This is a genomic window from Rhodococcus sp. NPDC056506 (assembly GCF_042794945.1).
GTDB lineage: Bacteria > Actinomycetota > Actinomycetes > Mycobacteriales > Mycobacteriaceae > Rhodococcus_F.
In genome coordinates, this window is sequence record NZ_JBHTSW010000062.1 from 1 (window position 1) to 24,274 (window position 24,274).

General features: G+C 60.8%; 33 protein-coding genes. 10 read left to right on the forward strand and 23 right to left on the reverse strand.

Features of this window, described 5'->3' with window-relative positions; genetic code table 11:
• Positions 1–20: 20 nt before the first annotated feature.
• The 21 genes from rplO to rpsJ all read right to left on the reverse strand — a co-directional run bounded on the left by rplO (position 21) and on the right by rpsJ (position 10,229).
• Positions 21–464 (reverse strand): 50S ribosomal protein L15, encoded by a 444-nt coding sequence (gene rplO, locus ACFQ6H_RS28200; RefSeq protein WP_138869531.1) that lies wholly within the window; start codon positions 462–464, stop codon positions 21–23.
• A gap of 2 nt (positions 465–466) precedes the next feature.
• Positions 467–646: a 50S ribosomal protein L30 gene (gene rpmD / locus ACFQ6H_RS28205; RefSeq protein ID WP_003940751.1), complete on the reverse strand. Its 180-nt coding sequence runs from the start codon at positions 644–646 to the stop codon at positions 467–469.
• Positions 646–1,317, reverse strand: a complete 672-nt coding sequence (gene rpsE, locus ACFQ6H_RS28210) for a 30S ribosomal protein S5 (RefSeq protein ID WP_003940718.1) — start codon at positions 1,315–1,317, stop codon at positions 646–648. The genes rpmD and rpsE overlap by 1 nt, the downstream gene beginning before the upstream one ends.
• A 31-nt stretch (positions 1,318–1,348) precedes the next feature.
• Positions 1,349–1,756: a 50S ribosomal protein L18 gene (rplR, locus tag ACFQ6H_RS28215; protein WP_003940996.1), complete on the reverse strand. Its 408-nt coding sequence runs from the start codon at positions 1,754–1,756 to the stop codon at positions 1,349–1,351.
• Position 1,757: 1 nt separating this feature from the next.
• Positions 1,758–2,297, reverse strand: coding sequence for a 50S ribosomal protein L6 (gene rplF, locus ACFQ6H_RS28220; RefSeq protein WP_003940970.1), 540 nt, complete (start codon positions 2,295–2,297; stop codon positions 1,758–1,760).
• Between the two features lie 14 nt (positions 2,298–2,311).
• Positions 2,312–2,710 carry a 30S ribosomal protein S8 gene (gene rpsH, locus ACFQ6H_RS28225; protein WP_003940873.1) on the reverse strand — a complete coding sequence of 133 codons (399 nt, stop codon included), beginning with the start codon at positions 2,708–2,710 and terminating at the stop codon, positions 2,312–2,314.
• A gap of 464 nt (positions 2,711–3,174) precedes the next feature.
• Positions 3,175–3,360, reverse strand: coding sequence for a type Z 30S ribosomal protein S14 (locus ACFQ6H_RS28230; protein WP_003940698.1), 186 nt, complete (start codon positions 3,358–3,360; stop codon positions 3,175–3,177).
• A 4-nt stretch (positions 3,361–3,364) separates the two neighbouring features.
• The gene (rplE, locus tag ACFQ6H_RS28235; RefSeq protein WP_003940924.1) at positions 3,365–3,931 is read right to left on the reverse strand and encodes a 50S ribosomal protein L5; all 567 of its coding nucleotides are present in this window, start codon (positions 3,929–3,931) and stop codon (positions 3,365–3,367) included.
• A gap of 1 nt (position 3,932) precedes the next feature.
• On the reverse strand, positions 3,933–4,250 hold the full coding sequence (gene rplX, locus ACFQ6H_RS28240; RefSeq protein ID WP_003941019.1) for a 50S ribosomal protein L24: 318 nt from the start codon (positions 4,248–4,250) through the stop codon (positions 3,933–3,935).
• On the reverse strand, positions 4,250–4,618 hold the full coding sequence (gene rplN / locus ACFQ6H_RS28245; protein ID WP_003940951.1) for a 50S ribosomal protein L14: 369 nt from the start codon (positions 4,616–4,618) through the stop codon (positions 4,250–4,252). The genes rplX and rplN overlap by 1 nt, the downstream gene beginning before the upstream one ends.
• Positions 4,619–4,964: 346 nt before the next feature.
• Positions 4,965–5,246 (reverse strand): 30S ribosomal protein S17, encoded by a 282-nt coding sequence (gene rpsQ / locus ACFQ6H_RS28250; protein WP_003941020.1) that lies wholly within the window; start codon positions 5,244–5,246, stop codon positions 4,965–4,967.
• Positions 5,243–5,479 carry a 50S ribosomal protein L29 gene (gene rpmC / locus ACFQ6H_RS28255; RefSeq protein ID WP_003940734.1) on the reverse strand — a complete coding sequence of 79 codons (237 nt, stop codon included), beginning with the start codon at positions 5,477–5,479 and terminating at the stop codon, positions 5,243–5,245. Before rpmC ends, rpsQ begins: the two co-directional genes overlap by 4 nt.
• Positions 5,479–5,895 carry a 50S ribosomal protein L16 gene (gene rplP / locus ACFQ6H_RS28260; RefSeq protein WP_003940899.1) on the reverse strand — a complete coding sequence of 139 codons (417 nt, stop codon included), beginning with the start codon at positions 5,893–5,895 and terminating at the stop codon, positions 5,479–5,481. Before rplP ends, rpmC begins: the two co-directional genes overlap by 1 nt.
• 3 nt (positions 5,896–5,898) lie before the next feature.
• A complete protein-coding gene (gene rpsC / locus ACFQ6H_RS28265) occupies positions 5,899–6,705 on the reverse strand; it encodes a 30S ribosomal protein S3 (RefSeq protein ID WP_003941003.1) in 807 nt (268 codons plus the stop codon).
• Positions 6,705–7,109: a 50S ribosomal protein L22 gene (rplV, locus tag ACFQ6H_RS28270; protein WP_003940717.1), complete on the reverse strand. Its 405-nt coding sequence runs from the start codon at positions 7,107–7,109 to the stop codon at positions 6,705–6,707. The genes rpsC and rplV overlap by 1 nt, the downstream gene beginning before the upstream one ends.
• Positions 7,106–7,387, reverse strand: a complete 282-nt coding sequence (gene rpsS / locus ACFQ6H_RS28275; protein ID WP_003940820.1) for a 30S ribosomal protein S19 — start codon at positions 7,385–7,387, stop codon at positions 7,106–7,108. Before rpsS ends, rplV begins: the two co-directional genes overlap by 4 nt.
• Positions 7,388–7,400: 13 nt before the next feature.
• Positions 7,401–8,237, reverse strand: a complete 837-nt coding sequence (rplB, locus tag ACFQ6H_RS28280; RefSeq protein WP_033231378.1) for a 50S ribosomal protein L2 — start codon at positions 8,235–8,237, stop codon at positions 7,401–7,403.
• A 39-nt stretch (positions 8,238–8,276) separates the two neighbouring features.
• Positions 8,277–8,582, reverse strand: a complete 306-nt coding sequence (rplW, locus tag ACFQ6H_RS28285; protein WP_003940990.1) for a 50S ribosomal protein L23 — start codon at positions 8,580–8,582, stop codon at positions 8,277–8,279.
• Positions 8,579–9,253, reverse strand: a complete 675-nt coding sequence (gene rplD / locus ACFQ6H_RS28290; protein WP_003940723.1) for a 50S ribosomal protein L4 — start codon at positions 9,251–9,253, stop codon at positions 8,579–8,581. Before rplD ends, rplW begins: the two co-directional genes overlap by 4 nt.
• Entirely contained in the window at positions 9,250–9,906 is a 657-nt protein-coding gene (rplC, locus tag ACFQ6H_RS28295) for a 50S ribosomal protein L3 (protein ID WP_003940826.1), read from the reverse strand. The genes rplD and rplC overlap by 4 nt, the downstream gene beginning before the upstream one ends.
• A 17-nt stretch (positions 9,907–9,923) precedes the next feature.
• Positions 9,924–10,229 carry a 30S ribosomal protein S10 gene (rpsJ, locus tag ACFQ6H_RS28300; protein ID WP_003938093.1) on the reverse strand — a complete coding sequence of 102 codons (306 nt, stop codon included), beginning with the start codon at positions 10,227–10,229 and terminating at the stop codon, positions 9,924–9,926.
• A gap of 553 nt (positions 10,230–10,782) precedes the next feature.
• Between rpsJ and ACFQ6H_RS28305 the strand changes: the two genes are divergently transcribed.
• The 5 genes from ACFQ6H_RS28305 to ACFQ6H_RS28325 all read left to right on the forward strand — a co-directional run bounded on the left by ACFQ6H_RS28305 (position 10,783) and on the right by ACFQ6H_RS28325 (position 15,853).
• Positions 10,783–11,259, forward strand: coding sequence for a hotdog fold domain-containing protein (locus ACFQ6H_RS28305; protein ID WP_378534470.1), 477 nt, complete (start codon positions 10,783–10,785; stop codon positions 11,257–11,259).
• 231 nt (positions 11,260–11,490) lie between these two features.
• Positions 11,491–11,880, forward strand: coding sequence for a chorismate mutase family protein (locus tag ACFQ6H_RS28310; RefSeq protein ID WP_378650149.1), 390 nt, complete (start codon positions 11,491–11,493; stop codon positions 11,878–11,880).
• On the forward strand, positions 11,877–13,961 hold the full coding sequence (pabB, locus tag ACFQ6H_RS28315; RefSeq protein WP_378650151.1) for an aminodeoxychorismate synthase component I: 2,085 nt from the start codon (positions 11,877–11,879) through the stop codon (positions 13,959–13,961). The genes ACFQ6H_RS28310 and pabB overlap by 4 nt, the downstream gene beginning before the upstream one ends.
• 8 nt (positions 13,962–13,969) lie before the next feature.
• The gene (locus ACFQ6H_RS28320) at positions 13,970–14,869 is read left to right on the forward strand and encodes a prephenate dehydrogenase dimerization domain-containing protein (protein WP_378650153.1); all 900 of its coding nucleotides are present in this window, start codon (positions 13,970–13,972) and stop codon (positions 14,867–14,869) included.
• A 6-nt stretch (positions 14,870–14,875) separates the two neighbouring features.
• Positions 14,876–15,853, forward strand: coding sequence for a diiron oxygenase (locus tag ACFQ6H_RS28325; protein ID WP_378650155.1), 978 nt, complete (start codon positions 14,876–14,878; stop codon positions 15,851–15,853).
• 121 nt (positions 15,854–15,974) lie between these two features.
• Here ACFQ6H_RS28325 and ACFQ6H_RS28330 read toward each other — a convergent pair whose 3' ends face one another.
• Entirely contained in the window at positions 15,975–16,832 is an 858-nt protein-coding gene (locus ACFQ6H_RS28330) for a glycosyltransferase (RefSeq protein WP_378650157.1), read from the reverse strand.
• A 403-nt stretch (positions 16,833–17,235) separates the two neighbouring features.
• On the opposite strand from ACFQ6H_RS28330, the gene ACFQ6H_RS28335 reads away from it, so the two are divergent.
• The 5 genes from ACFQ6H_RS28335 to ACFQ6H_RS28355 all read left to right on the forward strand — a co-directional run bounded on the left by ACFQ6H_RS28335 (position 17,236) and on the right by ACFQ6H_RS28355 (position 22,119).
• Positions 17,236–18,207 carry an ATP-binding cassette domain-containing protein gene (locus tag ACFQ6H_RS28335; RefSeq protein ID WP_378549860.1) on the forward strand — a complete coding sequence of 324 codons (972 nt, stop codon included), beginning with the start codon at positions 17,236–17,238 and terminating at the stop codon, positions 18,205–18,207.
• Positions 18,204–19,067 carry an ABC transporter permease gene (locus ACFQ6H_RS28340; RefSeq protein ID WP_020969035.1) on the forward strand — a complete coding sequence of 288 codons (864 nt, stop codon included), beginning with the start codon at positions 18,204–18,206 and terminating at the stop codon, positions 19,065–19,067. Before ACFQ6H_RS28335 ends, ACFQ6H_RS28340 begins: the two co-directional genes overlap by 4 nt.
• Positions 19,064–19,921, forward strand: a complete 858-nt coding sequence (locus ACFQ6H_RS28345; protein ID WP_020969034.1) for an ABC transporter permease — start codon at positions 19,064–19,066, stop codon at positions 19,919–19,921. The genes ACFQ6H_RS28340 and ACFQ6H_RS28345 overlap by 4 nt, the downstream gene beginning before the upstream one ends.
• Before the next feature lie 194 nt (positions 19,922–20,115).
• Positions 20,116–21,129 carry an alpha/beta hydrolase gene (locus ACFQ6H_RS28350; RefSeq protein WP_378549855.1) on the forward strand — a complete coding sequence of 338 codons (1,014 nt, stop codon included), beginning with the start codon at positions 20,116–20,118 and terminating at the stop codon, positions 21,127–21,129.
• Between the two features lie 66 nt (positions 21,130–21,195).
• Positions 21,196–22,119 (forward strand): esterase/lipase family protein, encoded by a 924-nt coding sequence (locus ACFQ6H_RS28355; RefSeq protein WP_378636731.1) that lies wholly within the window; start codon positions 21,196–21,198, stop codon positions 22,117–22,119.
• A gap of 157 nt (positions 22,120–22,276) precedes the next feature.
• On the opposite strand, the gene ACFQ6H_RS28360 is transcribed toward ACFQ6H_RS28355, so the two are convergent.
• On the reverse strand, positions 22,277–24,274 hold a 1,998-nt coding region (locus ACFQ6H_RS28360; RefSeq protein ID WP_378650159.1), incomplete at its 5' end, for an AMP-binding protein.

The window sequence follows — 24,274 nt, forward strand, 5'->3', positions numbered from 1 at the left end:
GACTAGCTAAGCGTGATCACTCACAGCTCGGTAGCGGAACCACCGGCAGCAGCAATCTTTTCCTTGGCGGAACCGGTGAACTTGTCGACGGTCACCTGAACGGCAACAGTCAGTTCGCCGTCGCCCAGAACCTTGACGAGCTGGTTCTTGCGGACTGCGCCCTTGGCAACGAGATCCTCGACCGTGATTGCTCCACCTTCGGGGAACAGACGGGCGATGTCGCCGACATTGACGACCTGGTACTCGGTGCGGAAGGGGTTCTTGAAGCCCTTGAGCTTGGGCAGACGCATGTGAAGCGGCATCTGTCCACCCTCGAAGCCCACGCGCACGGTGTTACGTGCCTTGGTGCCCTTGGTACCGCGACCTGCGGTCTTACCACGCTTGCCGCCCTCACCGCGTCCAACACGAATCTTGTTGGACTTGGATCCGGGAGCGGGGCGCAGGTGGTGCAGTTTGATGGTCATGGTTAGACCTCCTCAACTGTTACGAGGTGGCGCACCACGTTGATCAGACCGCGGTTCTGTGCGTTGTCCTCACGAACAACGGTCTGACGGATGCCCTTGAGACCGAGCGTGCGCAGAGAATCCTTCTGGTTCTGCTTGGTCCCGATGATGCTCTTGATCTGAGTGACCTTGAGATCTGCCATTACTTCACACTCCCAGCAGCCTGTGCGCGAGCGCGAAGCATGCCGGCGGGTGCAACCTCTTCGAGGGTGAGGCCGCGGCGAGCCGCAACTTCCTCGGGACGCTGCAGACCCTTGAGCGCAGCAACGGTCGCATGCACGACGTTGATGGCGTTGTCGCTACCGAGCGACTTCGACAGGATGTCCGCGATTCCAGCGCACTCCAGCACGGCGCGCACAGCGCCACCGGCGATAACACCGGTACCGGGGCTTGCCGGGCGAAGCATGACGATGCCGGCAGCAGCCTCACCCTGAACGGGGTGAGTGATGGTGTTGGCGATCATCGGGACGCGGAAGAAGCTCTTGCGAGCCTCCTCGACACCCTTCTGGATGGCCGCGGGAACTTCCTTGGCCTTTCCGTAGCCGACGCCGACCAGTCCGTTGCCGTCTCCGACGATCACCAGAGCGGTGAAGCTGAAGCGACGACCACCCTTGACGACCTTGGAAACGCGGTTGATCGTGACAACGCGCTCGATGAACTGTGACTTCTCCGCAGCGTTTCCGCCACGGCCACCGTCGCGACGGTCACGGCCGCCACCACGGTTGTCCCCACGAGCGTTGCTGTTGTCACCGCTGTTGGGGCCATTCTGTCCGGCGGGTCCGCTTCCGCCGTCACGCCTTTGACGTCCCGGCATCAGGCTGTCCTTCCGTTGAAAATGTTGGTCATCAGAACTTCAACCCGCCTTCGCGAGCCGCGTCTGCCAGGGCCGCGATGCGACCGTGGTAGCCGTGTCCGCCGTGGTCGAAGACAACTGCTTCCACGCCGGCAGCCTTGGCGCGCTCGGCGATCAGCTGACCGACCTTCGCGCTCGCAGCCTTCTTGTCGCCCTCTGCCACGCGCACGTCGGCTTCGATGGTCGACGCGGAGGCCAAGGTGTGGCCTGCCAGGTCGTCCACAAGCTGGACGTGGATGTGGCGCGAGGACCGGTTGACGACCAAGCGGGGACGCTCGGGCGTGCCGGAGACCTTCTTGCGGAGACGGAAGTGACGACGCGTCTTCGAGAGACGACGCTTGGTGGACGCATCCTTGCCCAGCGGAATCCGCTTGGCTTTCTGGTTTGCAGTCTGGCTCATATCACTTACCCGTCTTTCCGACCTTGCGGCGGATCTGCTCACCCTCGTAACGCACGCCCTTACCCTTGTACGGGTCCGGACGACGGAGACGACGGATGTTGGCCGAGATCTGCCCGACCTTCTGCTTGTCGATGCCGGACACCGAGAACCGGGTGGGCGACTCGACGACGAAGGTGATGCCTTCGGGAGCCTCGATCGGCACCGGGTGGCTGAAGCCGAGCGCGAACTCGAGGTCCTTGCCCTTCAGTGCCACACGGTAACCCACACCGTGGATCTCCATCTTCTTCGTGTAGCCCTCGGTAACACCGGTGATGATGTTCGCAACGAGGGTCCGCGACAGACCGTGCAGCGCGCGGCTACGACGCTCGTCGTCGGGGCGGGTGACGCTCAGCGAGCCGTCCTCTGCCTTTTCGATTGCGATGGGCTCGGAGATGGTCAGCGCGAGGGTGCCCTTGGGACCCTTGACGGTGACATCCTGGCCGCTGATCGTGACGTCAACGCCCGCGGGGACGGTGACCGGAATCTTTCCAATACGCGACATTGTGGTGGCCTCCCTTACCAGACGTAGGCGAGGACTTCCCCGCCTACTCCTTGATTGGCCGCCTGGCGATCGGTGAGCAGACCGGACGACGTGGAGATGATGGCCACGCCGAGGCCTCCGAGGACCTTGGGCAGGTTGGTGGACTTCGCGTAAACCCGGAGACCGGGCTTGGAAACGCGACGCACGCCGGCGAGGCTACGCTCGCGGCTGGGTCCGTACTTCAGGTCGACGATGAGGGTCTTGCCGACCTCAGCGTCTTCGGTACGGAAATCGGAGATGTAGCCCTCACGCTTGAGGATCTCGGCGATGTTCGCCTTGATCTTCGAGTGGGGAAGCTTCACCTCATCGTGGTACGCCGTGTTGGCGTTGCGCAGACGCGTCAAGAAGTCTGCGATGGGGTCAGTCATGGTCATAGGTCGACCTCGACACCTTTCTCGCTGTGGTTCCCATGCAACACCGGACGAATCCGATCGTGGGCCTCCAGCAATTCGGCTGGGCCGTCCGACTTCTGTCAGACGGCGTAAGTTACCGCACCGAGCTGAACGCATGCGTCAGCCACGGCAACCGCTCTAGTGTAGGGAACTTTGGCGCAGGTGTCCACCGAGATGCCACGTCGCCTACCTCACCATCGCCCGGAAGACACTGCCGGGCCAGGTATCGAGGCATCCCGAAATCTGAACTGCTCGTTCGCGTCCGAAGATCGACGTCGACGGCCGACGGATCATTTCGACCCAGAGTTGCAGCGGGACAGTTCTTTTCAGGATCAACACGATGCACATTCAGCGCACATCTCGGTTCAAACGCCGAATGGGCGTGGGTCCCAAAGGAACCCACGCCCATTCAGATGCGTGGTGTGACGAAGCCCGAGGGCCTCAGATCACCAAGAGCTCTTGCGAACTCCGGGAAGCTCGCCGGCGTGAGCCATCTCGCGAACGCAGATACGGCACAAGCCGAACTTGCGGAACACCGAGTGCGGGCGACCGCACCGCTGGCAGCGGGTGTAGGCGCGAACCGCGAACTTGGGCTTCTTGTTGGCCTTGTTGACCAATGCCTTCTTAGCCATGCGCTCAGTTCTCCTTGAACGGGAAGCCGAGGTGCTTGAGCAGTGCACGGCCTTCTTCGTTGTTGGTTGCGGTGGTCACGACGGTGATGTCCATACCGCGGGGGCGATCGATCTTGTCCACGTCGATCTCGTGGAACATCGACTGCTCGTTGAGGCCGAACGTGTAGTTGCCGTTGCCGTCGAACTGGTTGCCCGAGAGACCGCGGAAGTCGCGGATACGGGGCAGAGCGACAGACACGAGGCGGTCCAGGAACTCCCACATGCGGTCGCCACGGAGGGTGACGCGTGCGCCGATGGGCATACCTTCGCGGAGCTTGAACTGCGCGATGGACTTACGTGCCTTGCGGATCTCGGGCTTCTGGCCCGTGATCAGCGACAGGTCATGGACAGCGCCGTTGATCAGCTTGGCGTCACGGGCAGCGTCGCCGACGCCCATGTTGACGACAACCTTGACGACGCCGGGGATCTGCATGACGTTCGAGTAGTCGAACTCGCTGTTGAGCGCGTCCTTGATCTCAGCGCGGTAGCGTGCCTTGAGGCGCGGCTGGACCTTGTTTTCGGTGGAGGTCATATCAGATGTCCTTCCCGTTCTTCCGGGAAATCCGAACGCGCTTGCCGGACTCTTCGTCAGTGCGGTAGCCCACGCGAGTGGGGTTTCCGTCCGAGTCGACGACTGCAACGTTGGAAACGTGGATCGGGGCTTCCTGCGTGACGATGCCGCCGGAGGATGCTCCGCGCTCGTTCGCGGAAACCGCGGTGTGCTTCTTGATTCGGTTCACGCCTTCGACGAGGACCTTGTCGGTCGCGGGGTAGGCCTGAATGACCTTGCCCTTCGCGCCCTTGTCCTTGCCTGCGATGACCAGAACGGTGTCACCCTTGTGCACCTTCATCACAGCACCTCCGGGGCAAGCGAAACGATCTTCATGAACTTCTTCTCGCGCAGCTCACGGCCGACGGGTCCGAAGATGCGGGTTCCACGGGGATCACTGTCAGCCTTGATAAGCACTGCAGCGTTCTCGTCGAACTTGATGTAGGAACCGTCCGGACGACGGCGCTCCTTGGTCGTACGAACGATGACGGCCTTGACGACCTCACCCTTCTTGATGTTTCCACCGGGGATTGCGTCCTTGACGGTGGCGACGATGACGTCACCGATCCCGGCGTAGCGACGTGACGAACCGCCGAGAACGCGGATGCAAAGGATTTCCTTGGCACCCGTGTTATCAGCGACGCGAACTCGCGACTCCTGCTGAATCACTTGATCTCCCTAGACCTGGAATTTCGTACGCAACGGATTACCGACCCGGTGCGCGCGGTCATTGTTGCCACCTGCGTCGTGTCTGAGCTGCAGTCCCACCGACTGACGCCGGGAGACGATCACTGCAAGCACCGTTCGAGCTGCGCACGTGAAGACACACCTCTGCCACAGGCAACCGTTCTATTGTAGGGAAGGGTTCGCCGATTACCAAATCAGCACTGCTCGACGCAACTCGAACCCCTCACCCGGAAGAATCCCGGAAAGCCTGAAACGCCGAATGGCCCACTCCCCCAACGGGAAGCGGGCCATTCGGTGATACTCGATCAGCTCGAGGATTCGATCAGGCTTACTTGGCCTTTTCGAGGACCTCGACCAGACGCCAGTGCTTCGTCGCGGACAGCGGACGGGTTTCCATCAGCTGAACGCGGTCGCCGACGCCGGCAACGCCGTTCTCGTCGTGCGCCTTCACCTTGGTCGTACGGCGGATGATCTTGCCGTAGAGCTTGTGCTTGACGCGGTCTTCGAGCTCGACCACGATCGTCTTTTCCATCTTGTCGGACACGACGTATCCGACACGGACCTTACGGCTCGCGCGCTCTTCTGTGCTCACTGCTTTTTCCTCACTCATGCCGCGTCACCTGCATCCGGACCCACAGCGAGTCCGAGCTCACGCTCACGCAGGACGGTGTAGATGCGCGCGATCTCGTGACGAACGGTGCGCAGTCGTCGGTTGTTGTCCATCTGGCCGGTAGCCATCTGGAAACGAAGGTTGAAAAGCTCTTCCTTCGACTCACGGAGCCGGGTGACCAGCTCGTCTTCACTGAGCTCGCGGAGCTCTGCTGCTGGGGTTCCAGTAGCCATCAGAACTGCTCCTCTCTGGTCACGATCCGGCACTTGCACGGGAGCTTGTGCATCGCGCGGCGCAGGGCCTCACGAGCAATCTCCTCGTTGGGGTATGTCATCTCGAACAGAACGCGTCCGGGCTTGACGTTGGCAATCCACCACTCGGGCGAACCCTTACCGGAACCCATTCGGGTTTCGGCCGGCTTCTTCGTGAGGGGGCGATCCGGGAAGATGTTGATCCAGATCTTGCCGCCACGCTTGATGTGCCGAGTCATGGCGATACGAGCGGACTCGATCTGCCGGTTGGTGATGTAGGCAGGCTCGAGAGCCTGGATGCCGTAGTCACCGAAGGTCACCTGGGTACCGCCCTTGGCGGCACCCGAACGGCTCGGGTGGTGCTGCTTGCGGTGCTTGACCCGCCGTGGGATCAACATGCGTCAGCCCTCCTGATTCTGTTCAGTTGCGGGAGCATCGGCGGTTGCGGTCGCTGCGCGGCCGGCCTCGGTGCTGGTCGCAGTGGTACCGGTGGCACCGGAACGACGCGGACGGCTCGGACGCTCACGACGCGGGCGATCCCCGGCCGGTGCGGCCGTGTTGGCGGCGAGCTCGCGCTTGCCACCGACGATGTCGCCCTTGTAGATCCAGACCTTGACGCCGATGCGACCGAAGGTGGTCTTGGCCTCGTAGAGGCCGTAGTCGATGTCCGCACGAAGCGTGTGCAGCGGCACACGGCCTTCGCGGTAGAACTCCGACCGGGACATCTCGGCGCCGCCGAGACGACCGGAGCACTGAACGCGGATTCCCTTGACGTTGGGCTGACGCATGGCCGACTGGATGGCCTTGCGCATTGCACGACGGAAGGCAACGCGGTTCGAGAGCTGCTCGGCCACACCCTGTGCGACGAGCTGTGCTTCAGCTTCTGCGTTCTTGACCTCGAGGATGTTCAGCTGAACCTGCTTGCCGGTCAGCTTCTCGAGCTCGGAGCGGATGCGATCGGCTTCGGCGCCGCGGCGGCCGATGACGATGCCCGGACGTGCAGTGTGGATGTCCACGCGAACACGGTCACGGGTGCGCTCGATTTCGACCTTCGCGATTCCTGCGCGCTCCATGCCGGTGGCGAGGAGCTTACGGATCGCGACGTCTTCCTTGACGTACTCCGCGTACTGCTTGTCTGCGTACCAGCGAGACTTCCAGTCGGTGGTGATGCCGAGACGGAAGCCGTGCGGGTTGATTTTCTGGCCCACTACTGAGCACTTCCCTTCCGGCGATTACGGGTCGATGTTCCGGTCTTCGGCAGGCTCTCCACGATCACGGTGATGTGACTGGTGCGCTTGCGAATACGGAACGCACGTCCCTGTGCACGCGGCTGGAACCGCTTGAGGGTCGCGCCCTCGTCCACGAACGCCGTAGCAACGACAAGCGTGCTGGGGTCGAGGTCGAGGTTGTTCTCGGCGTTGGCTGCTGCGGAGGCGATCACCTTGGCGACCGGCTCGCTCGCTGCCTGCGGCGCGAACTTCAGGATGTTCAGGGCGTCTTCAACCGAGCGCCCGCGGACCAGGTCCACAACTCGACGTGCCTTCATCGGCGTAACGCGAACGTGCTTCGCTACGGCCTTGGCAGTCGGGTTGGCGGTTTCGGTGTTGCTCATCGCCTCTTCGCCTTCCGATCATCCTTGATGTGACCCTTGAACGTGCGGGTCGGTGCAAACTCTCCGAGCTTGTGTCCGACCATGGAGTCGGAAACGAACACGGGGACGTGCTTGCGGCCGTCGTGAACTGCAAACGTGTGGCCGATGAAGTCCGGGATGATTGTCGAACGACGGGACCAGGTCTTGATGACCTGCTTGGTTCCCTTTTCGTTCTGTACATCCACCTTCGCGAGGAGGTGGTCATCGACGAACGGGCCCTTCTTAAGGCTGCGTGGCATCCTTCACTCCCTCCTAGCGCTTGTTCTTGCCGGTGCGGCGGCGACGGACGATCATCTTGTCGCTTGCCTTGTTCTTGCGGGTACGGCCTTCCGGCTTACCCCACGGGCTGACCGGGTGGCGTCCACCTGAGGTCTTGCCCTCGCCGCCACCGTGCGGGTGGTCGACCGGGTTCATCACGACACCACGAACGGTCGGGCGCTTGCCCTTCCAACGCATACGGCCGGCCTTGCCCCAGTTGATGTTCGACTGCTCGGCGTTGCCGACCTCGCCGACGGATGCGCGGCAGCGCACGTCGACGCGACGGATTTCACCGGAAGGCATACGCAGCGTGGCGTAGCTGCCTTCCTTACCGAGGAGCTGGATGCTGGCGCCTGCGGAACGAGCCATCTTGGCTCCGCCGCCGGGACGCAGTTCCACACCGTGGATGGTGGTACCAGTCGGGATGTTGCGCAGCGGCAGGTTGTTGCCCGGCTTGATGTCGGCGCCTGCACCGGACTCGATCGGTGAACCCTGCACCAGGCCCTTGGGGGCGATGATGTAGCGCTTCTCACCGTCTGCGTAATGCAGGAGTGCGATGTTTGCTGTGCGGTTGGGGTCGTACTCGATGTGAGCGACCTTTGCTGGGATGCCGTCCTTGTCGTTGCGACGGAAATCGATCAGTCGGTATGCACGCTTGTGTCCGCCGCCCTTGTGACGGGTGGTGATACGACCGTGTGCGTTACGTCCACCGCGACCGTGCAGCGGGCGAACCAGCGACTTCTCGGGGGTCGACCGAGTGATCTCGGCGAAGTCCGAGACGCTCGAGCCACGACGGCCCGGTGTTGTCGGCTTGTACTTACGGATTGCCATGAGTCTTCTCGTCCTCTATGTCTCGTCAAGTCCCGGCGCTTACGCGACCGGTCCTCCGAAGATCTCGATGGGCTTGCTGTCAGCGGACAGGGTCACGAGCGCGCGCTTGGTGTCCTTGCGCTTGCCGTAACCGAATCGGGTCCGCTTACGCTTGCCCTGACGGTTGGCGGTGTTGACGCTGGTCACCTTGACGCCGAAGACCTTCTCGACGGCAATCTTGATCTGCGTCTTGTTCGAGTCCGGGTGCACCAGGAAGGTGTAGGTGCCTTCCTCGATCAGTCCGTAGGACTTCTCGGAGATGACCGGAGCGAGCAGGATGTCGCGGGGGTCAGCGATGGTGCTCACTTGGCGTCCTCCTTGTTCTGAGCGCTCTCTGCGGGCCCGTGGATGAACGCGTTGAGTGCCTCGACGCTGAACACGACATCGTCTGCATTGAGCACGTCGTAGGTGTTGAGCTGGTCGGGTGCAATGGGATGCACGCCTTCCAGGTTCTGCACGCTCTTCCAAGCGGCTACATCCTGGCGACCCACGACGAGCAGCAGCTTCTTGCGATCCGAGATCTCGCCGAGGAACGCGATTGCGCCCTTGGTCGAAGGCGTCTGCCCTGCAACCAGTTCGGTGATGACGTGGATGCGCTCGTTGCGTGCGCGGTCAGAGAGGGCTCCGCGCAGAGCGGCTGCCTTCATCTTCTTGGGGGTGCGCTGGCTGTAGTCACGCGGCTGCGGGCCGTGAACGGTTCCGCCGCCGACGAACTGCGGTGCGCGAGTCGAGCCCTGGCGTGCGCGGCCGGTGCCCTTCTGGCGGTACGGCTTCTTTCCACCGCCGCGGACGTCGCCGCGGGTCTTGGTGGAGTGGGTTCCCTGACGAGCAGCTGCGAGCTGCGCGACGACAACCTGATGGAGAAGCGCGATGTTGGCCGGAGCGTCGAAGATCTCAGCGGGGAGATCGACGGTGCCGTTGGTCTTGCCGCCGGCGACCTTGACGTCCAGGGTCAACTTGGTCTCGGTGCTGGTCATGCCCGTGCACCACCCTTCACTGCACTCTTGACGATCACGAGGCCGCCCTTGCGGCCGGGGATCGCACCCTTGATCAGCAGCAGGCCGTTCTCGGCATCCACCTTGTGGACCGAGAGGTTCTGCGTCGTGATGCGGTCGCTACCCATGCGTCCGGACATGCGCATGCCCTTGAACACGCGGCCGGGAGTTGCACAGCCACCGATGGAGCCCGGGCGGCGGTGAACAGCCTGGGTACCGTGCGACGCGCCCTGTCCCTTGAAGCCGTGACGCTTCATGGTTCCGGCGAAGCCCTTGCCCTTGCTGGTTCCGGTGACGTCGACGTATGCGCCGTCCTCGAAGACCTCGGCGGTGAGCTCCTGGCCGACCTCGTAGTCGGAGGTGTCCGCAACGCGGAGCTCCACTACGTGGCGACGCGGGGTCACACCAGCCTTGGTGAACTGGCCGGAAGTCGGCTTGTTCACCTTGCGCGGGTCGATGGCGCCGAACGCGAGCTGAACGGCGCTGTAGCCGTCACGCTCTTCGGTACGGATCTGGGTTACGACGTTCGGCCCAGCCTTCACGACGGTGACCGGGACAACCCGGTTGTTCTCGTCGAAGACCTGGGTCATGCCGAGCTTGGTGCCCAGGATTCCCTTGATCTTGGTATCAGTCATTGTTTTTGTCTCCGCCGTCACTGAATGTTCACGTCGACACTGGCCGGAAGGTCGATGCGCATGAGCGCGTCAACCGTCTTCGGCGTCGGGTCGAGAATGTCGATCAGCCGCTTGTGAGTACGCATCTCGAAGTGCTCGCGCGAGTCCTTGTACTTGTGCGGCGAGCGGATGACGCAATATACGTTCTTCTCGGTCGGCAACGGCACAGGTCCAACGACGCGGGCACCCGTACGGGTTACCGTCTCGACGATCTTGCGCGCTGACGCGTCGATCGCCTCGTGGTCGTAGGCCTTGAGCCTGATGCGGATCTTTTGTCCCGCCACGCTTAGTGTCCTTTTCTTGCCGCGTTTCGTAGCCCGCCTGGTCAGGCTCGAGCTACCTCGTCTGCACAGTCCTTGCCTGGACGATGACACGACGAACACTGAAGCGATCGGGACCAAGTCCAAGTTCTCGGGAGTACCGAGATTCGGATCGAGATCAGGATCTGCTGCCGCTGTTCGTTTGTCATTGTTCTCCGGTACACGCGGTCGGGCGTGTCGCCTTCTCACTCATCCTGCGCCGGACAATCTTTCGATTATCTGGCGCGTGATGCGTACCGGACGTGTTCGATGTCGAACACAAAGTAGGTACTGCTTCCGTCCTGCATTACTTCTCGTCTTGCATGGTCACAGTCGTAGACCCGATTACCCTTGACGGGATCTGCGATCGATCGTCTGTGACGTCTTACCCTTACCCGATCACGGCCGCAATCGACCGCGTCCCGGACAAGGCAACCCGACCAGTATGCCGTACCTGGCCCAATTCCTCAACTCCCCCGAACTGCCTTTTCCGAGTGAGTTGCGCGACAACAACCTTACTCAGAAGTAAGATAGGTCCATGACTACCTCTAGCCCTACCTATCGCGGATGGCAGAAATTGCCGGACAACGCCCTCGGACATGCAGTTTTCTCGGCGGCGATGTCCATTCGCGTCCCCTATTTCGCCTCCGTTCTCCCCCGGGTGACCAAGCTGGAACCAGGGCTCTGCGAGGTCCGCTCCCCCAAATGGTGGGGTGTCCACAACCATCTCGGCACGTTTCACGCCATCGCAGCTTGCAATCTCGCGGAGGTCGCAATGGGCATGCTGAGCGAAGCGACGGTTCCGAACTCGCACCGCTGGATCCCCAAGTCGATGAAGGTCGACTACCTCGCCAAAGCCGAAACGGGTCTGCGAGCAGTCGCCCGCCTCGAGACCTTGCCGGACTTCGCGGCGATCGACAGCGGAACTGAACTGGTCGTTCCCATCTCGATCTTCGACCGCGACGGCAAGGAAGTAGTCCACGCCGAGATCACCACTTGGGTCACCCCCAAATAGGCACCCACGTAGGCGGCCACGAACCCGCCTGCATCGCAAGCTAATTCGCCCGCCAACAGGTTTCGCAGAAATTCGGGCCGCCGCAGGTTTCGGCGAAAGACGATCGTGGAACACCTCCCCGAACGGCGATGGTCGGTCGGGGTGCCGGTGTCCGGAGGTTTTTTACGTTCCGGACACCGCATTGTCGACCTCGCGTCACGCCGAGCACCGGGAGGCCTCGTGGAAGAGTTCTTGACCACAACGAGTTCCGAATCAGGCACGGAGACCCGGGCGTATCCGGACAATGCCGAGGGGTTGGACAGCTTTCGGCGCGACCTCGACGCCATCGACGCTCTACTTCTCGAAACGGTGCGGCAGCGGCTGGAACTCTGCCTGCGTATCGGCGAGTGGAAGCGCTCCCGCGAGATTCCGATGATGCAACCCGGCCGAGTCCGCCTCGTGCAGGAACGGGCACGCGAATTCGCCCGGAGTCACGACCTCTCCCCTGACTTCTTCAACTCGCTGTACGAGCTGATGATTGCCGAGACCTGTCGACTCGAAGACCTGGTGATCAACGCACCCGTTGAGGAGGAGGACACTGTTCGGGAATCCGTCGGACCGAGATCAGGATCATCGACATGAGTTCCCGCACCCTTCTGGTGGACAATTACGACTCGTTCACCTACAACCTGTTCACCCTGTTGACCGAGGTCAACGGGGTTGTGCCCACCGTGGTCCGCAACGACGCGGACTGGGATTCCCTCGATCTCGTGTCGTACGACAACGTGGTCATCTCCCCCGGTCCCGGCCGGCCCGATCGCGAGCGCGATTTCGGAATCAGCCGCCGGTTCATCGAGGAAGCACCCCTCCCACTTCTCGGTGTCTGTCTAGGTCACCAGGGCCTGTGCGAGTTGTTCGGTGCCGACGTGGTGGTTGCGCCCGTCCCGATGCACGGCCGCATCTCGCTGATCGATCACGACGGTTCGGGCATCTTTGCCGGACTTCCGTCACCGTTCCGAGCTGTTCGCTACCACTCGTTGACCGTCGAGAATCTGCCGAATGCCTTCGTTCGCACCGCGTGGACCTCCGACGGACTGCTCATGGGTGTCAGACACCGGACCAAGCCCATGTGGGGCGTGCAGTTTCATCCGGAGTCCATCAGTACCGAGTTCGGCATCGATCTGCTCGCGAACTTCCGCGATCTGTCTGTCGGACGAACTCTGGATTCGGTGATCCGACACGAACCGGCGCCACAAACGCCCGACTTGCGACCGGCGATCAACTACGACGTCGACGACGTGACCCTCGATTTTGCCGTGGACCCGTCGGCGGCGTTTGCAGCACTGTTCGCCGACGGCCCCAACGCGTTCTGGCTGGACCGCGCGGCCACCGCGGAGCCGAGTGCACGCTTTTCGATTCTGGGCGATTCCGCGGGTCCGCTGGCTGAATTCATCACGTACGACGTACAAGCCGGGGTGCTGACGGTCAGCCGAAAAGGCTTGTCCGACGAGCACATTCGAGTTCCGTTCTTCGACTACTTGGACGCGCAACTCGCGACGCGCTTCGTGCCCTCGCATCCGGAACTCGACTTCAACCTCGGTTACGTGGGCTATCTCGGCTACGAACTGAAAGCACAGACCGGAGGGCGGGCAGTACATCCGGCACCCACTCCTGATGCCGCCCTGGTGTTTGCCGATCGCGCCGTCGTCATCGATCACACTGCCGGCCGCACTCACGTTTTGAGGTTGCGCGAGAAAGTCCGCGACGCCGGCCACGACGACTGGCTCGAATCGACCATCGACACCCTGGCGCGGATCGGCGCGGACCTTCCGGAACGCACCCCGGTTCCACTGATCAGCGAGACAGTCTGGACACAGGCTCGACTTCGGCATGATCGCGATCAGTACCTGTCATTGATCGGGACCGCGCTCTCGGAGATCCGGGCAGGTGAGTCGTACGAGGTGTGTCTGACCAACATGGCGAGCGTCGACGAGACGATCGACGCGCTGCGGGCGTTCGAGTACCTGCGCTCGATCAATCCGACGCCGTACAGCGCACTGCTCGACTTCACCGGCATCTCGGTCGTTTCGGCCTCACCAGAGCGGTTCCTACGTGTCGACGCGGACGGCAACGTCGAGTCCAAGCCCATCAAGGGCACTCGCCCGCGTGGCGTCACCCGGGCGCGAGATGCTGCCCTTCGGCAGGACCTGCTCGACAGCGAGAAGGACCGCGCCGAGAACCTGATGATCGTCGACCTCACTCGCAACGACCTCACCAAAGTCTGCGTTCCGGGAAGCGTGCACGTTCCGAGGCTGTTCGCGATCGAGTCGTACTCGTCCGTTCATCAAATGGTGTCGACCGTGCGTGGACATCTGAGTCCGGGATCGTCGGCCGTGGACTGTGTCCGGGCCGCTTTCCCCGGTGGATCGATGACCGGCGCCCCGAAGGTACGGACGATGGAAATCATCGACCGCCTCGAATCCGGCCCGCGCGGGGTGTACTCCGGATCGATCGGGTACTTCGCCCTCGGTGGCGCCGCGGACCTTTCCATCGTGATCCGGTCGCTGGTCTGCACCGAGAGCGGCGTGACCTTCGGAATCGGTGGTGCCATCACCGCGTTGTCCGACCCGGAAGAAGAATTCGACGAGACAACGGTCAAGGCGTCCACGCTGCTCCGTGCGCTCGATGCGGTGTCCTCGCGGGTCCTCGAGTACGGCGGGTAGATCCAGCCATGACGCCGGCATCAGGCACCGCGACGGTTGTCGGCGGCCTGGGTGCCGTCGGATCCATGTTCGTCGAACTGCTTCGCGCCGAGGGGTCGACGGTCACCGTCGTCGACCCAGCAGGCAGCGATCCTGACGGAGATGTAGTCGTCGGTGACATCACGAAACCCAGTGACCGGGTCCTCGCGCACGTGGAGTCCGCGAGCGTCATCGTGCTCGCGGTTCCCGAACAGGTCGCCCTAGCTGCACTGCCGACGCTTCAAACGTCCCACGCTCTCGTCGTGGACACGCTGTCGGTCAAATCGCGGATGGACGCAGCAATCGCCGACGCCGGCCGAGAAGGGGAGTTCCTCGGACTCAACCCGATGTTCCGTCCGTCGCTCGGACCGCGTGGACGATCCGTCATCGCGGTGCCGTACGTCGACGGTCCGCAAACCAGAAAGTTTCTCGACGTCGTTCGCTCGTGGGGAGCGTCGGTCGCGGTGATGGACGCCGATCGGCACGACCGATTGGCCGCAGCGACCCAGGTACTGACCCACGCGTCGGTGCTGGCCTTCGGCGTTGCCCTGACCGAACTCGGACTTTCCGCGGACGAACTCCTCGCGGTCGCCCCTCCCCCGCATCGGGCCCTGCTGGCGCTCCTGGCGCGTGTAGCCGGCGGCGAACCGGAGGTGTACTGGGACGTACAAGCGGGCAATCCGTACGCAGGTGCGACACGGAAAGCGCTGGCGGAAGCAACCGCGCAGGTGGACACGGCGGCCGCGACCCTCGGCGACTTCACGAGCTTGATGAAAGTGGCAGAGGCAGCACTCGGTGATCGCTCAGACGAATTGAACGCGGAGTGCCAGAGCCTCTTCAATCGCACTGCCGAAGGGCACGGAGAGATTGCCGAAGGGCACAGAGAGTAGGGCACGATGAGACCTGGAGTGAGTCCGCCCAGCCTCCCGGAGTACGACGCCTCCGATCCGGTCGAGAGTGCAATCGTCCGCCGCCTTGCGAGCAATTGGGCGCGCCGGGCAACCGTGAAGAAGGCGGAGCCGGAACTGGACGATCTCTTCGATTCGTCGTTGTCCGACTACCCCGAAGCACTTCTCCCGTTCGCGGGGCATCCGACCTACCTGGCATTGCGTCCCGAGCAGAAGCAACGCCTGCAGGCCTGGGCATGGATCGCGTTCAACAAGAACGTCATGGACATCGAGAAGTACGTCGTCAACCCCGGGTTCGACGTTCTCGCCGAAGACCGTCTCGGCGTCGGACTCGGAGATCGGGCTGCAGTTGCCGTCAATCAGGCGATGGTCGACGAGCAATATCACACGCTCATGCACTTCAATGCCAGTTCAGCGACCCGTCGAGGCAGGGGCTGGGAGCTTCCGTCGAGGGCATTGCCCGACGTCCTGACGGTCCGCACGCGGGCGCAAGCTCTCGACGCAGCCGAGGGGCCGCGCAAGATCGCGCTCACCGAGTTGGCGTTCATGACCGTCGCGGAGGTGTCGATCACCGCGTACCTCGACCTGATCTCGGACGATCCGGGCGTTCAGTCGATCAACCGCGCGACAATCCGGTTGCACGCTCGCGACGAGTACTGCCATGCCTCCATTGCCGGGGAACTGGCCGTACTGGTGTGGGATTCCCTAGATCGTGGGGATCGCAGCTACCTACTCGAAGGCTTCGAGAGCGCCATGCGCGCATTCAGCGGGACCGACTTCGGCGCGTGGCGAGCAATCATGGAAATCGAAGCCATACCCGGCGGACAGAAAATGCTCGACGACGTCGAATCGGTGCCGCGCAACGAGTTGTTCGTGCAGGACTACAGCGGAATAACGTCCCTGCTTCAAAAGCTACAAGTTGCACCGGAAGTAACAATCGCTGTAGAAAAATATTCTGCCAGTTAATCCCGTGCAATAAAAGAAATAGTCGGCAACGAACCCAAACCAGAAATATTCCGCAATTATCGGGCACTCCCGATTATTCAGCTAGATACGAGCGTTCTTGTATAAATACCGGACGGATTTCTCAAGAAAAGACGGGAAGGTCCCGCGCCCGCTGCCTCCGACCCAAGACCCGAGAAGAGAGGTGTCCGGAATTCTTGTCATACATTCGATAAAGAGGCCACAAGATTGCATGTAGAATACTGTCCGCTGCAATCAAGAATGTAAACTTCCAATTCGATACACCATGATGCGCGAGGGTTTTCTTCGATGCTCGATTATATCGCGCATACACTCGCGGCGAACTAACTCCACGTCTCCCCGAAACCTTTGCGGCCATGCTCGAGATCTGCCCCACTGCGCAACGAACATGCGCCATGCAGAGGGATAGATCGATATCCTCGTGAATGTCGGTTCGATCGCTGACCGCATCCCTAACTGCCAACCAAGCCGACCGACGCATCGCCATGTTACTGCCTGGAACTGCAACAACGGGCCGAACCGCCCCCTGGGCTCTGCGACCGAGGCGCCAATTCGTCCATCGGCGCTGAAGCCCGGCGATCGGAGATTCATAAAGGTAAGTCAGGCCAGTTACGCCCGAAAAATCGTCGCGACGCTCGAAGAATTCGTGAACCGCAACGGCCCAGCCTTCCCCCACGATCGTATCTGCGTCAATACGTCCGATGAGTTCGCCGCTAGCCGCATCAAACCCTTTGTTTCTCGCATGCACAACCCCGGGGCGGGATTCATTGAGAAGCCGAACCTTGGGATAACTACTTTGATATTTCTTGATCAACTCGGAAGTGTTGTCCGAGGAATTATTGTCAACGACGATGATTTCGTCGACATATTCACCTTGAGCAATGAGCGCTTCGATGCACGTTTCGATGTATTCAGATTCATTAAAAGCCGGAACAACCACCGACAACGCCGCATTCACCATTTCCCAACGGTATCGCGAATCTCTCCACAAGACATTGAGCAGCGGGCCCAGGGACCAATCGGGAGGAATCGGAGGACTTTCATCACCGGTCAAATCAAAGACCTCCGTGCCACACATCTGAATACCCACCTGCGCAGATGCGCTGAAAATCTATTTGGTCATTCGTTCAATTAGAGGAGGTCCTCCCGTTACAAAGAATATTTGTGATTCTTGCCACAAGGTGAAATTGAGGGTGAGAGTTCCTGGCAGGAGCCACACACTCCCTGTCACGCGTCCGATTGCCCGAGTGTCGGTTTGACCCTCCGGTAACATCTGAGCGGAGATCACAGATAGAAGACAGAAGGCATCTGTGCGCCCGTCGGGAGCGCGTGCCCGTTCCGACAATGCAGACAGCGGAGTGTTGATGCCCTTTTCCACGGACGCAGCGGTACTAGTGGAGGACGTACACAAGTCCTTCAAGAACGTGCACGCGCTGCGAGGGATCAACTTCACCGCCCCACGTGGGACAGTGCTCGGCATCTTAGGTCCCAACGGCGCAGGCAAGACAACGACAGTGAAGGTCCTCTCCACGCTTATTCGTCCCACCAGTGGACGCGCGATGGTGGCTGGCTACGACGTCGTGCGCAATGCTCCAGAGGTTCGACGCTCCATCATGATGACCGGGCAGTTCGCCGCCCTGGATGATGCACTCACCGGCCGGGAGAACATCGAACTGTTCGGCAGGTTGATGGGGCTCGACCGAATGTCCGCCAAGGTGCGCGCTGCCGACCTGCTGTCTCAATTCGACCTCGTCGAGGCTGGATCCCGAGTAGTCAGGAACTACTCCGGCGGTATGCGCCGACGAATCGATATCGCGTGTGGCCTGGTTGTCCGCCCCGAGGTCGTTTTCCTCGACGAGCCGACCACCGGCTTGGATCCGCGCAGTCGGCAGAGCGTCTGGTCGCTGGTTCAGTCGCTGAAGGAGCAGGGAATCACCGTGCTCCTGACAACTCAGTACCTCGAAGAAGCAGATTTACTGAGCGACAACATCATCGTCATCGACAAAGGCGCAGTCATTGCCGAGGGGACTGCTGACCAGTTGAAGGCTCGAACCGGCGCAAGCTTCTGCGAGATCGTGCCCGCAGATCTCAAACAGCTGCCTCACGCGGTCCATGCACTGGGCAATCTGGTCCCCCGTGACTTCAGATTCGATCTGGCTCAAGAGAGCGGGCGGATCGCAATCCCCGCACCTGTCGGCGCAGGAACCCTCTCCGAAGCACTGCGCCGTCTGGACCACGCACGGATTCCGCTTGCAGACATCGCGCTTCGTCGCCCGTCACTCGATGACGTCTTCCTTTCACTCACAGGTGAACAGCACGTAAGCGAGACACCGTGACGACAACTACAAAATTCGGGGTCGATCAAGTGACTGTCCGTGAGGACACTCGCAGCAAGATTGCAGTCCCCGAGGCATTGAGCGTTGGAAAGCACCGCCGACCACATCCGTCGGCGATCAATCAGTGGTGGGTGCTGACGGCACGCACCGTCAAATCCATGGTGAAGCGTTACGAACTACTGATCGCGGTAGTCGCGCCATTGATCTTCACGATCGGTTTCTACCTTCCGTTGAAGTTCGTCATGCAACTTCAGGGCATCAACTATGCCCAGTTTCTGATGCCGATCATCGTGCTGCAAGCCATGGCCTTCACGTCGATCTCCGCCGCTCAGATGTCCTCGACCGAATCGATCACCGGCTTCAGCAACCGCATGAAAACCATGCCAGTAGTCGGCCCCGTGCCGCTGTTGTCTCGTCAATCGAGTGGCTTCGTCCGTTCGACAGTCTCACTTGCCGCGGCATTGACCTTCGGCCACTTGATCGGTTTCCGATTCTCAGCAGGCATGGGTCAGGCAGTTCTGTTTTGTGCGATCGCCCTCGCGTTCAGCACTTGTCTGTCCTTCGCCGGTGATGCAATCGGTTCACTGTCGAAAAGTCCACAAGCCACCAGTCAGGCGCTGACACTCCCCCAATTGATTCTGGGGATGTTGTCCTGCGGTTTCGCGCCCGAGACTGGCTTCCCCGAATGGATTCGGCCGTTCGTGCGCAATCAACCGGTATCGCAGTTTTCATTCGCCATGCGTGATCTTGCGCAGGGCGGAGTCACCTGGGGCGTCCTGTTTCCCGTCGTTGCGTGGACGATCGGGTTGATCGTCTTCTTCGCGCCACTAGCGTTCTGGGCAAGTATGAGGCGGTCATGAGCGAACCGACAGATCGTTTCATGGCGGCCGTCCGACCCGCCGAGGGGTTTAACTTTCCTTACCCGGACAAAGCGCTCCCTGAAAGCTCTTTCAAGGCTCTGGTCGTGCACAGCGGGATTCAGGCCAAGCGTTTGTTGCTCACGTGGCTGCGCGATCCATCAACCACCATCCAAGCTCTTGTGTATCCAGCGTTCATGCTGTTGATGTTCCGAGTCGTCCTGGGCAATTCGATTACAGCAGCGACGGGCCAATCGAGCATCTTCGGAACGGTCCCGCTGATCATCCTCGTTGGCGCCATGTTCGGCTCGATCGCCAGCGCGGTCGGACTCAAAGGCGAACGAGCATCTGGACTCTTGAGCCGGTTCTGGACTCTCCCTGCGCATCGTGCTTCCGGTCTGGTCGGACGCATGATCGCAGAAGCAGTGCGAGTTCTCGTCACCTCCATCGTCATCCTTGGTGTCGGCTATCTGTTGGGATTCCGGTTCAACCAGGGTCCCCTGGCCGCAGTTGCACTCTTGGTATTGCCGATCGTTTTCGGCATCGGCTTCGCAATGATGGTGACGGCGCTGGCAACCGTGGCTGACAATCTGCCACTTGTCGAGATCGTGTCGATCTCCTGCACGCTGTTGATGTTCTTCAACTCCGGCTTTGTTCCGGTGATGGCTTATCCGAAGTGGCTGCAACCAGTTGTTGCCGAGCAACCAATGTCCGTGGCAATCGATGCGATGAAAGGCCTCTCCTTGGGTGGACCCGTCGCCGAACCTCTGCTCAAGACATTGGCCTGGTCATTCGGGATGGTCGTGGTCTTCGTGTATCCGGCGATACTCGGATACCGACGCGCCGCTTCGGATTGACAACCACCTGGGTGTTGCCTGGTGGATCCGTACGCGCGGTAACGTCTACGGCTGACCATCCGAATTACAAGTAGTTCAGACTCACGAAACACGATTGCCGAGCAGTTTCGGCGGCACAGTTGAACCAACCGAAAGGCGTTGTCTTGACTCGAAAACTTCGGTCCCCCTGGAGGCGCACCGTCGCAGGTGCACTGATGGCGGCAAGCGTCGTCCTTGTTTCCAGCAGCGTGGGCATCGCCGGTGCCGCACCCATTGCACACCAGGGTGGGGGAGACGCTGCACAGGACGATTCGGACGGGTCGTACATCGAATCTGTCGAGCGAGTCAATGATCGCCAGATCGTCGTAAATGTCTACGCAGCATCGATGGACAAGTCGGTCCCCATCCAGGTGATCTTGCCTGCAGACAACTCTCAGCCGCGCCCTATTCTGTACCTGCTCAACGGCGCTGATGGTGGAGAAGGCACAGCCACGTGGGACCGCCAAACTGATGTGGTCGATTTCTTCGCCGACAAGAACGTCAATGTTGCGATTCCGGCTAAAGGCCTGATGTCGTACTACACCGACTGGGAGAAGGAAGATTCCGTACTCGGAAAGAACATGTGGAGCACCTTCCTAGGCAAGGAGCTTCCTCCACTTCTGAACAAGGAACTCGGCAGCAACGGCGATCAGTCGATCGCCGCTATCTCGATGTCTGCGACCTCTGTTCTGAATCTTGCGATCGAATACCCCGGGTTCTACAAGTCCGTTGCGTCCTATTCAGGTTGTGCACAGACCAGCGACCCGATGGGGCAGGCTTTCGTACGGGCGACCACTGAATGGATCGGCGGAGTTGGCGACATTCAGAACATGTGGGGCCCATTCGACGGTCCGGGCTGGGTCGAACACGACCCGGTAGTCAACGCCGAAAAGTTGCGTGGCACTCCCCTGTACATCAGCACGGGTAGTGGCTTGCCCGGCTTTCCGAACGATACCCCGGAGAACCCTCGCATCCAGGATGGCCGAGCCGCGATGTTCGACCAGATTGTTGTGGGAGGACCAATCGAATTCGCGACTAGCATCTGCACCGGAAACCTCGCTCGACGACTTGCCGACCTGAATATCCCGGCAACTGTGGACTTCCGGCCGGTGGGTACGCATTCGTGGGGTTACTGGCAAGACGACTTGCACAAGTCATGGCCGTTCATCGCCCAGTCCCTCGGGGTCTGATCCCGAGACGCGGATTCTGTAAGCAAGTAGCAAAGCGAGCAACCAGATTCAGCACGCAAGGAAAGAATGAACCGATTCGCTCTGGCAACGCTGGCGTCTTTGTCGGCCTGTGTGGTGCTGGCCGGAATGCCAACAGCTGCATCAGCAGACCCGGCGGAACCCACGCCCGGATTGTCCAGCATGGGTCCTTCCCCTGCCGGCGCCAACGACTGGGATTGCAAGCCAAGTCTCGAACATCCCCGTCCGGTGGTACTCGTACACGGGACCGGGATGAGCATGACCGACACCTGGGATGTTATGGCGCCTCAGCTTGCTGATTTGGGCTACTGCGTCTTTGCGCTGAATTATGGCGGTGTGCGCGAAATTCTGAATCCCAATGCTGTGCATTGGGGAATCACCGACATTGCAAGCTCCGCTGAGGAGCTTGCAATGTTCGTTGACTCGGTGAAATTTCACACCGGTACGACACAGGTGGACATCGTCGGTCATTCCCAGGGAGGCGTCGTTGCTCGCCAATATCTAAAGTTCAACAGTGGAGCAACCCCTGCAGATCCATCGAAGAATTCAGTACACTCGCTCGTCAGTCTTGGCGCGACAAACCACGGAACTACATTCGGCGGTCTTCAAGCGAACGCACGATCACTGTCTGGGATGGGTCTCCCTGGCGATCTTCTCGTCCAAGCGATCTGGGGGCCGGCCGGCGTCCAACAACTCAGCGGCACACCATTCTTGACAGCACTCAACGCGGGATCCGAGACGCAACCCGGAATCGAGTACACCGTAATCGCTTCGGCTCACGATGAAATATCGACGCCGCCCGAGGCAACTTTCCTTCGTCCAGGTGATGGCGCAGTGGTGCATAATGTCTGGACTCAAGATAACTGTGCCGGGAACACTGCGTCCCACGGACAGTTGGTCAGAGATCCTCACACTCTTGATCTCGTCAAGTCAGCGCTTGACCCAGAGTACCGTTCGCTCCCTTGCGAATAGGCACGCTGAACAAGCAACAGCAGGGTCGAAGTAGGCTGGCGGCGCGGAGAAATCCAGCGCCGCCAGCCTATTTTTGTATCGTCGTGCACGTCTGTGGGTCGGGCTCGACGACATGACGCCGAGCCCGGCCCACAGATCGGGGATCACCGAGATCGCGTCAGGAATTCAGCACGGCGGCAATCATCGGACCGATCTCCTCCAGACCCTCTGGCGTCATCATCGAAACATGGTTCACACTTGCCTGACGAACATCGATTTCGCCGTCGATCAGCGAACGCCACGGATCGACCCCGTCGGCCTCGGTTTCATTCGATCCCACGAACAGCGCTGGCCCCGTGCATGTGTCCGGCTCGTATTCACGTGTTAGCGCCGCGGTTCGCGCGATGCTCGAGAACAATCGCCTGATATCGCTGGCATTGAGCCCGATCGCTCCGCCGTTCACGGCGGTCAAGACATCACTCGCACAGTCGATCGACAGGTTCTCGAGGTCTTCGTCATCTGGAATGACGACGCCCAAGCCAGCAACTTCGTGTCTGACCATCGTCGCAAATGCTTCATCATCCAAGCTCACGGGCGAGCCGTCCAAGATCACCAATGCACTCACCTTCTCGCCGAGGGCTTCGAGCCTTGCCGCGATTCCATGTGCGACAACTCCACCGAACGACCAACCCAGAAGTCTGTACGGCCCTTGCTGTTGCACTGATCGGATCTCGGACACATACCGATCTATGTAGTCGGTCAGTGCGGTCGCGGAGAAGTCCTCCTCGGTCAACGCTGGTGTCTGCAGCCCGTAGAGCGGCACAGATCTGTCGACGAATGCGGCGAGAGGTGCGTACGGCCAGGCCAGCCCGACCATTGGGTGCACGCAGAACAGAGGAAGCTCAGATCCGCGTGCACGCAATGGCAACGTGACAGCGAGTGCCGCATCAAGATCCAGTTCAAATCCAACGTGCATACCGGTAACCAACTTGTCGGACATCTCCAGCACCGTCGAGCTGGTGAATAGCATGCGTAGCGGAATCTCAGCCGAAATCGCTTGGCCCAACTTCGCTGCCAACCGCGTGGCGATCAGGGAGTTTCCGCCCAATTCGAAGAAATCGTCATCGAGACCGACCCGATCAATGCCGAGCAATTCTTCGAACACCGAAGCAACAAGTCGCTCCACCGCCGTCACCGGCGCCCGGAACACCGCAACCTCGAACACCGGCTCCGGCAACAACTTCCGATCCAACTTCCCCGAAGCATTGAGCGGAAACGCATCCAACACCATAATCTGCGACGGCACCATATACGACGGCAACACCACACCCAACGAATCCACCAGCGCCGCAGCATCAACCACCGCACCCGACGCCGGCACCACATACCCCACCAACTGATCACCGGTCACCGTCGACACCACAGCCACCGACGACACAGACACCGACACATCAGCCACCAACGCCGACTCGATCTCCCCCAACTCGATCCGCTGACCACGGAACTTCACCTGAAAATCGGTACGACCGATGTACTCGAGCTCACCCGACACACCCCACCGCACCAAGTCCCCCGTGCGATACATCCGCGAACCCACCCCACCGAACGGATTCGCCACGAACCGATCCGCCGACAAATCCGGACGAGAAACATACCCACGAGCCAACTGATCACCCGCAAGATACAACTCACCCGCAACACCCACCGGCACCGGACGCAACCGCGAATCCAACACGAAAACCTGCGAATTCCACTGCGGCACACCAATAGAAACCACACCACCATCGACGGCGCCCGTCACATCCGCGAACGTGATCGACACCGCAGCCTCGGTCGGACCATACAAGTTGTGAACCCGCGCACCCGACACCACACCGAAATCACGCACCGCCTGCGCCGGCAACGCCTCACCGATGACGAACACATCACGCAACGAACCCAACAACTCCGCAGACACCGCACCCGCGAACACCGACAACATCGTCGGCACGAAATCCGTCACCGTCACACCCTGATCAGCGATCACCGACGCCAAATACCCCGGATCCCGATGACCGTCATGCGTGGCCACCACCAACCGAGCACCCACCGCCAACGGCAAGAAGAACCCCCACAACGACACATCGAACGTCGTCGCAGTCTTCTGCAAATACACATCCGACCCAGTCAGAACATA

What these genes read in the sequence shown, in the direction of transcription:
- rplO (WP_138869531.1), bottom strand. Translation starts at nt 464, where the DNA reads ATGACCATCAAACTGCACCACCTGCGCCCCGCTCCCGGATCCAAGTCC.
- rpmD (WP_003940751.1), bottom strand. Translation starts at nt 646, where the DNA reads ATGGCAGATCTCAAGGTCACTCAGATCAAGAGCATCATCGGGACCAAG.
- rpsE (WP_003940718.1), bottom strand. Translation starts at nt 1,317, where the DNA reads ATGCCGGGACGTCAAAGGCGTGACGGCGGAAGCGGACCCGCCGGACAG.
- rplR (WP_003940996.1), bottom strand. Translation starts at nt 1,756, where the DNA reads ATGAGCCAGACTGCAAACCAGAAAGCCAAGCGGATTCCGCTGGGCAAG.
- rplF (WP_003940970.1), bottom strand. Translation starts at nt 2,297, where the DNA reads ATGTCGCGTATTGGAAAGATTCCGGTCACCGTCCCCGCGGGCGTTGAC.
- rpsH (WP_003940873.1), bottom strand. Translation starts at nt 2,710, where the DNA reads ATGACCATGACTGACCCCATCGCAGACTTCTTGACGCGTCTGCGCAAC.
- ACFQ6H_RS28230 (WP_003940698.1), bottom strand. Translation starts at nt 3,360, where the DNA reads ATGGCTAAGAAGGCATTGGTCAACAAGGCCAACAAGAAGCCCAAGTTC.
- rplE (WP_003940924.1), bottom strand. Translation starts at nt 3,931, where the DNA reads ATGACCTCCACCGAAAACAAGGTCCAGCCGCGCCTCAAGGCACGCTAC.
- rplX (WP_003941019.1), bottom strand. Translation starts at nt 4,250, where the DNA reads ATGAAGGTGCACAAGGGTGACACCGTTCTGGTCATCGCAGGCAAGGAC.
- rpsQ (WP_003941020.1), bottom strand. Translation starts at nt 5,246, where the DNA reads ATGAGTGAGGAAAAAGCAGTGAGCACAGAAGAGCGCGCGAGCCGTAAG.
- rpmC (WP_003940734.1), bottom strand. Translation starts at nt 5,479, where the DNA reads ATGGCTACTGGAACCCCAGCAGCAGAGCTCCGCGAGCTCAGTGAAGAC.
- rplP (WP_003940899.1), bottom strand. Translation starts at nt 5,895, where the DNA reads ATGTTGATCCCACGGCGGGTCAAGCACCGCAAGCAGCACCACCCGAGC.
- rplV (WP_003940717.1), bottom strand. Translation starts at nt 7,109, where the DNA reads ATGAGCAACACCGAAACCGCCAACCCGACTGCCAAGGCCGTAGCGAAG.
- rpsS (WP_003940820.1), bottom strand. Translation starts at nt 7,387, where the DNA reads ATGCCACGCAGCCTTAAGAAGGGCCCGTTCGTCGATGACCACCTCCTC.
- rplB (WP_033231378.1), bottom strand. Translation starts at nt 8,237, where the DNA reads ATGGCAATCCGTAAGTACAAGCCGACAACACCGGGCCGTCGTGGCTCG.
- rplD (WP_003940723.1), bottom strand. Translation starts at nt 9,253, where the DNA reads ATGACCAGCACCGAGACCAAGTTGACCCTGGACGTCAAGGTCGCCGGC.
- rplC (WP_003940826.1), bottom strand. Translation starts at nt 9,906, where the DNA reads ATGACTGATACCAAGATCAAGGGAATCCTGGGCACCAAGCTCGGCATG.
- ACFQ6H_RS28305 (WP_378534470.1), top strand. Translation starts at nt 10,783, where the DNA reads ATGACTACCTCTAGCCCTACCTATCGCGGATGGCAGAAATTGCCGGAC.
- pabB (WP_378650151.1), top strand. Translation starts at nt 11,877, where the DNA reads ATGAGTTCCCGCACCCTTCTGGTGGACAATTACGACTCGTTCACCTAC.
- ACFQ6H_RS28320 (WP_378650153.1), top strand. Translation starts at nt 13,970, where the DNA reads ATGACGCCGGCATCAGGCACCGCGACGGTTGTCGGCGGCCTGGGTGCC.
- ACFQ6H_RS28325 (WP_378650155.1), top strand. Translation starts at nt 14,876, where the DNA reads ATGAGACCTGGAGTGAGTCCGCCCAGCCTCCCGGAGTACGACGCCTCC.
- ACFQ6H_RS28330 (WP_378650157.1), bottom strand. Translation starts at nt 16,832, where the DNA reads ATGGTGAATGCGGCGTTGTCGGTGGTTGTTCCGGCTTTTAATGAATCT.
- ACFQ6H_RS28335 (WP_378549860.1), top strand. Translation starts at nt 17,236, where the DNA reads ATGCCCTTTTCCACGGACGCAGCGGTACTAGTGGAGGACGTACACAAG.
- ACFQ6H_RS28345 (WP_020969034.1), top strand. Translation starts at nt 19,064, where the DNA reads ATGAGCGAACCGACAGATCGTTTCATGGCGGCCGTCCGACCCGCCGAG.
- ACFQ6H_RS28350 (WP_378549855.1), top strand. Translation starts at nt 20,116, where the DNA reads ATGGCGGCAAGCGTCGTCCTTGTTTCCAGCAGCGTGGGCATCGCCGGT.
- ACFQ6H_RS28355 (WP_378636731.1), top strand. Translation starts at nt 21,196, where the DNA reads ATGAACCGATTCGCTCTGGCAACGCTGGCGTCTTTGTCGGCCTGTGTG.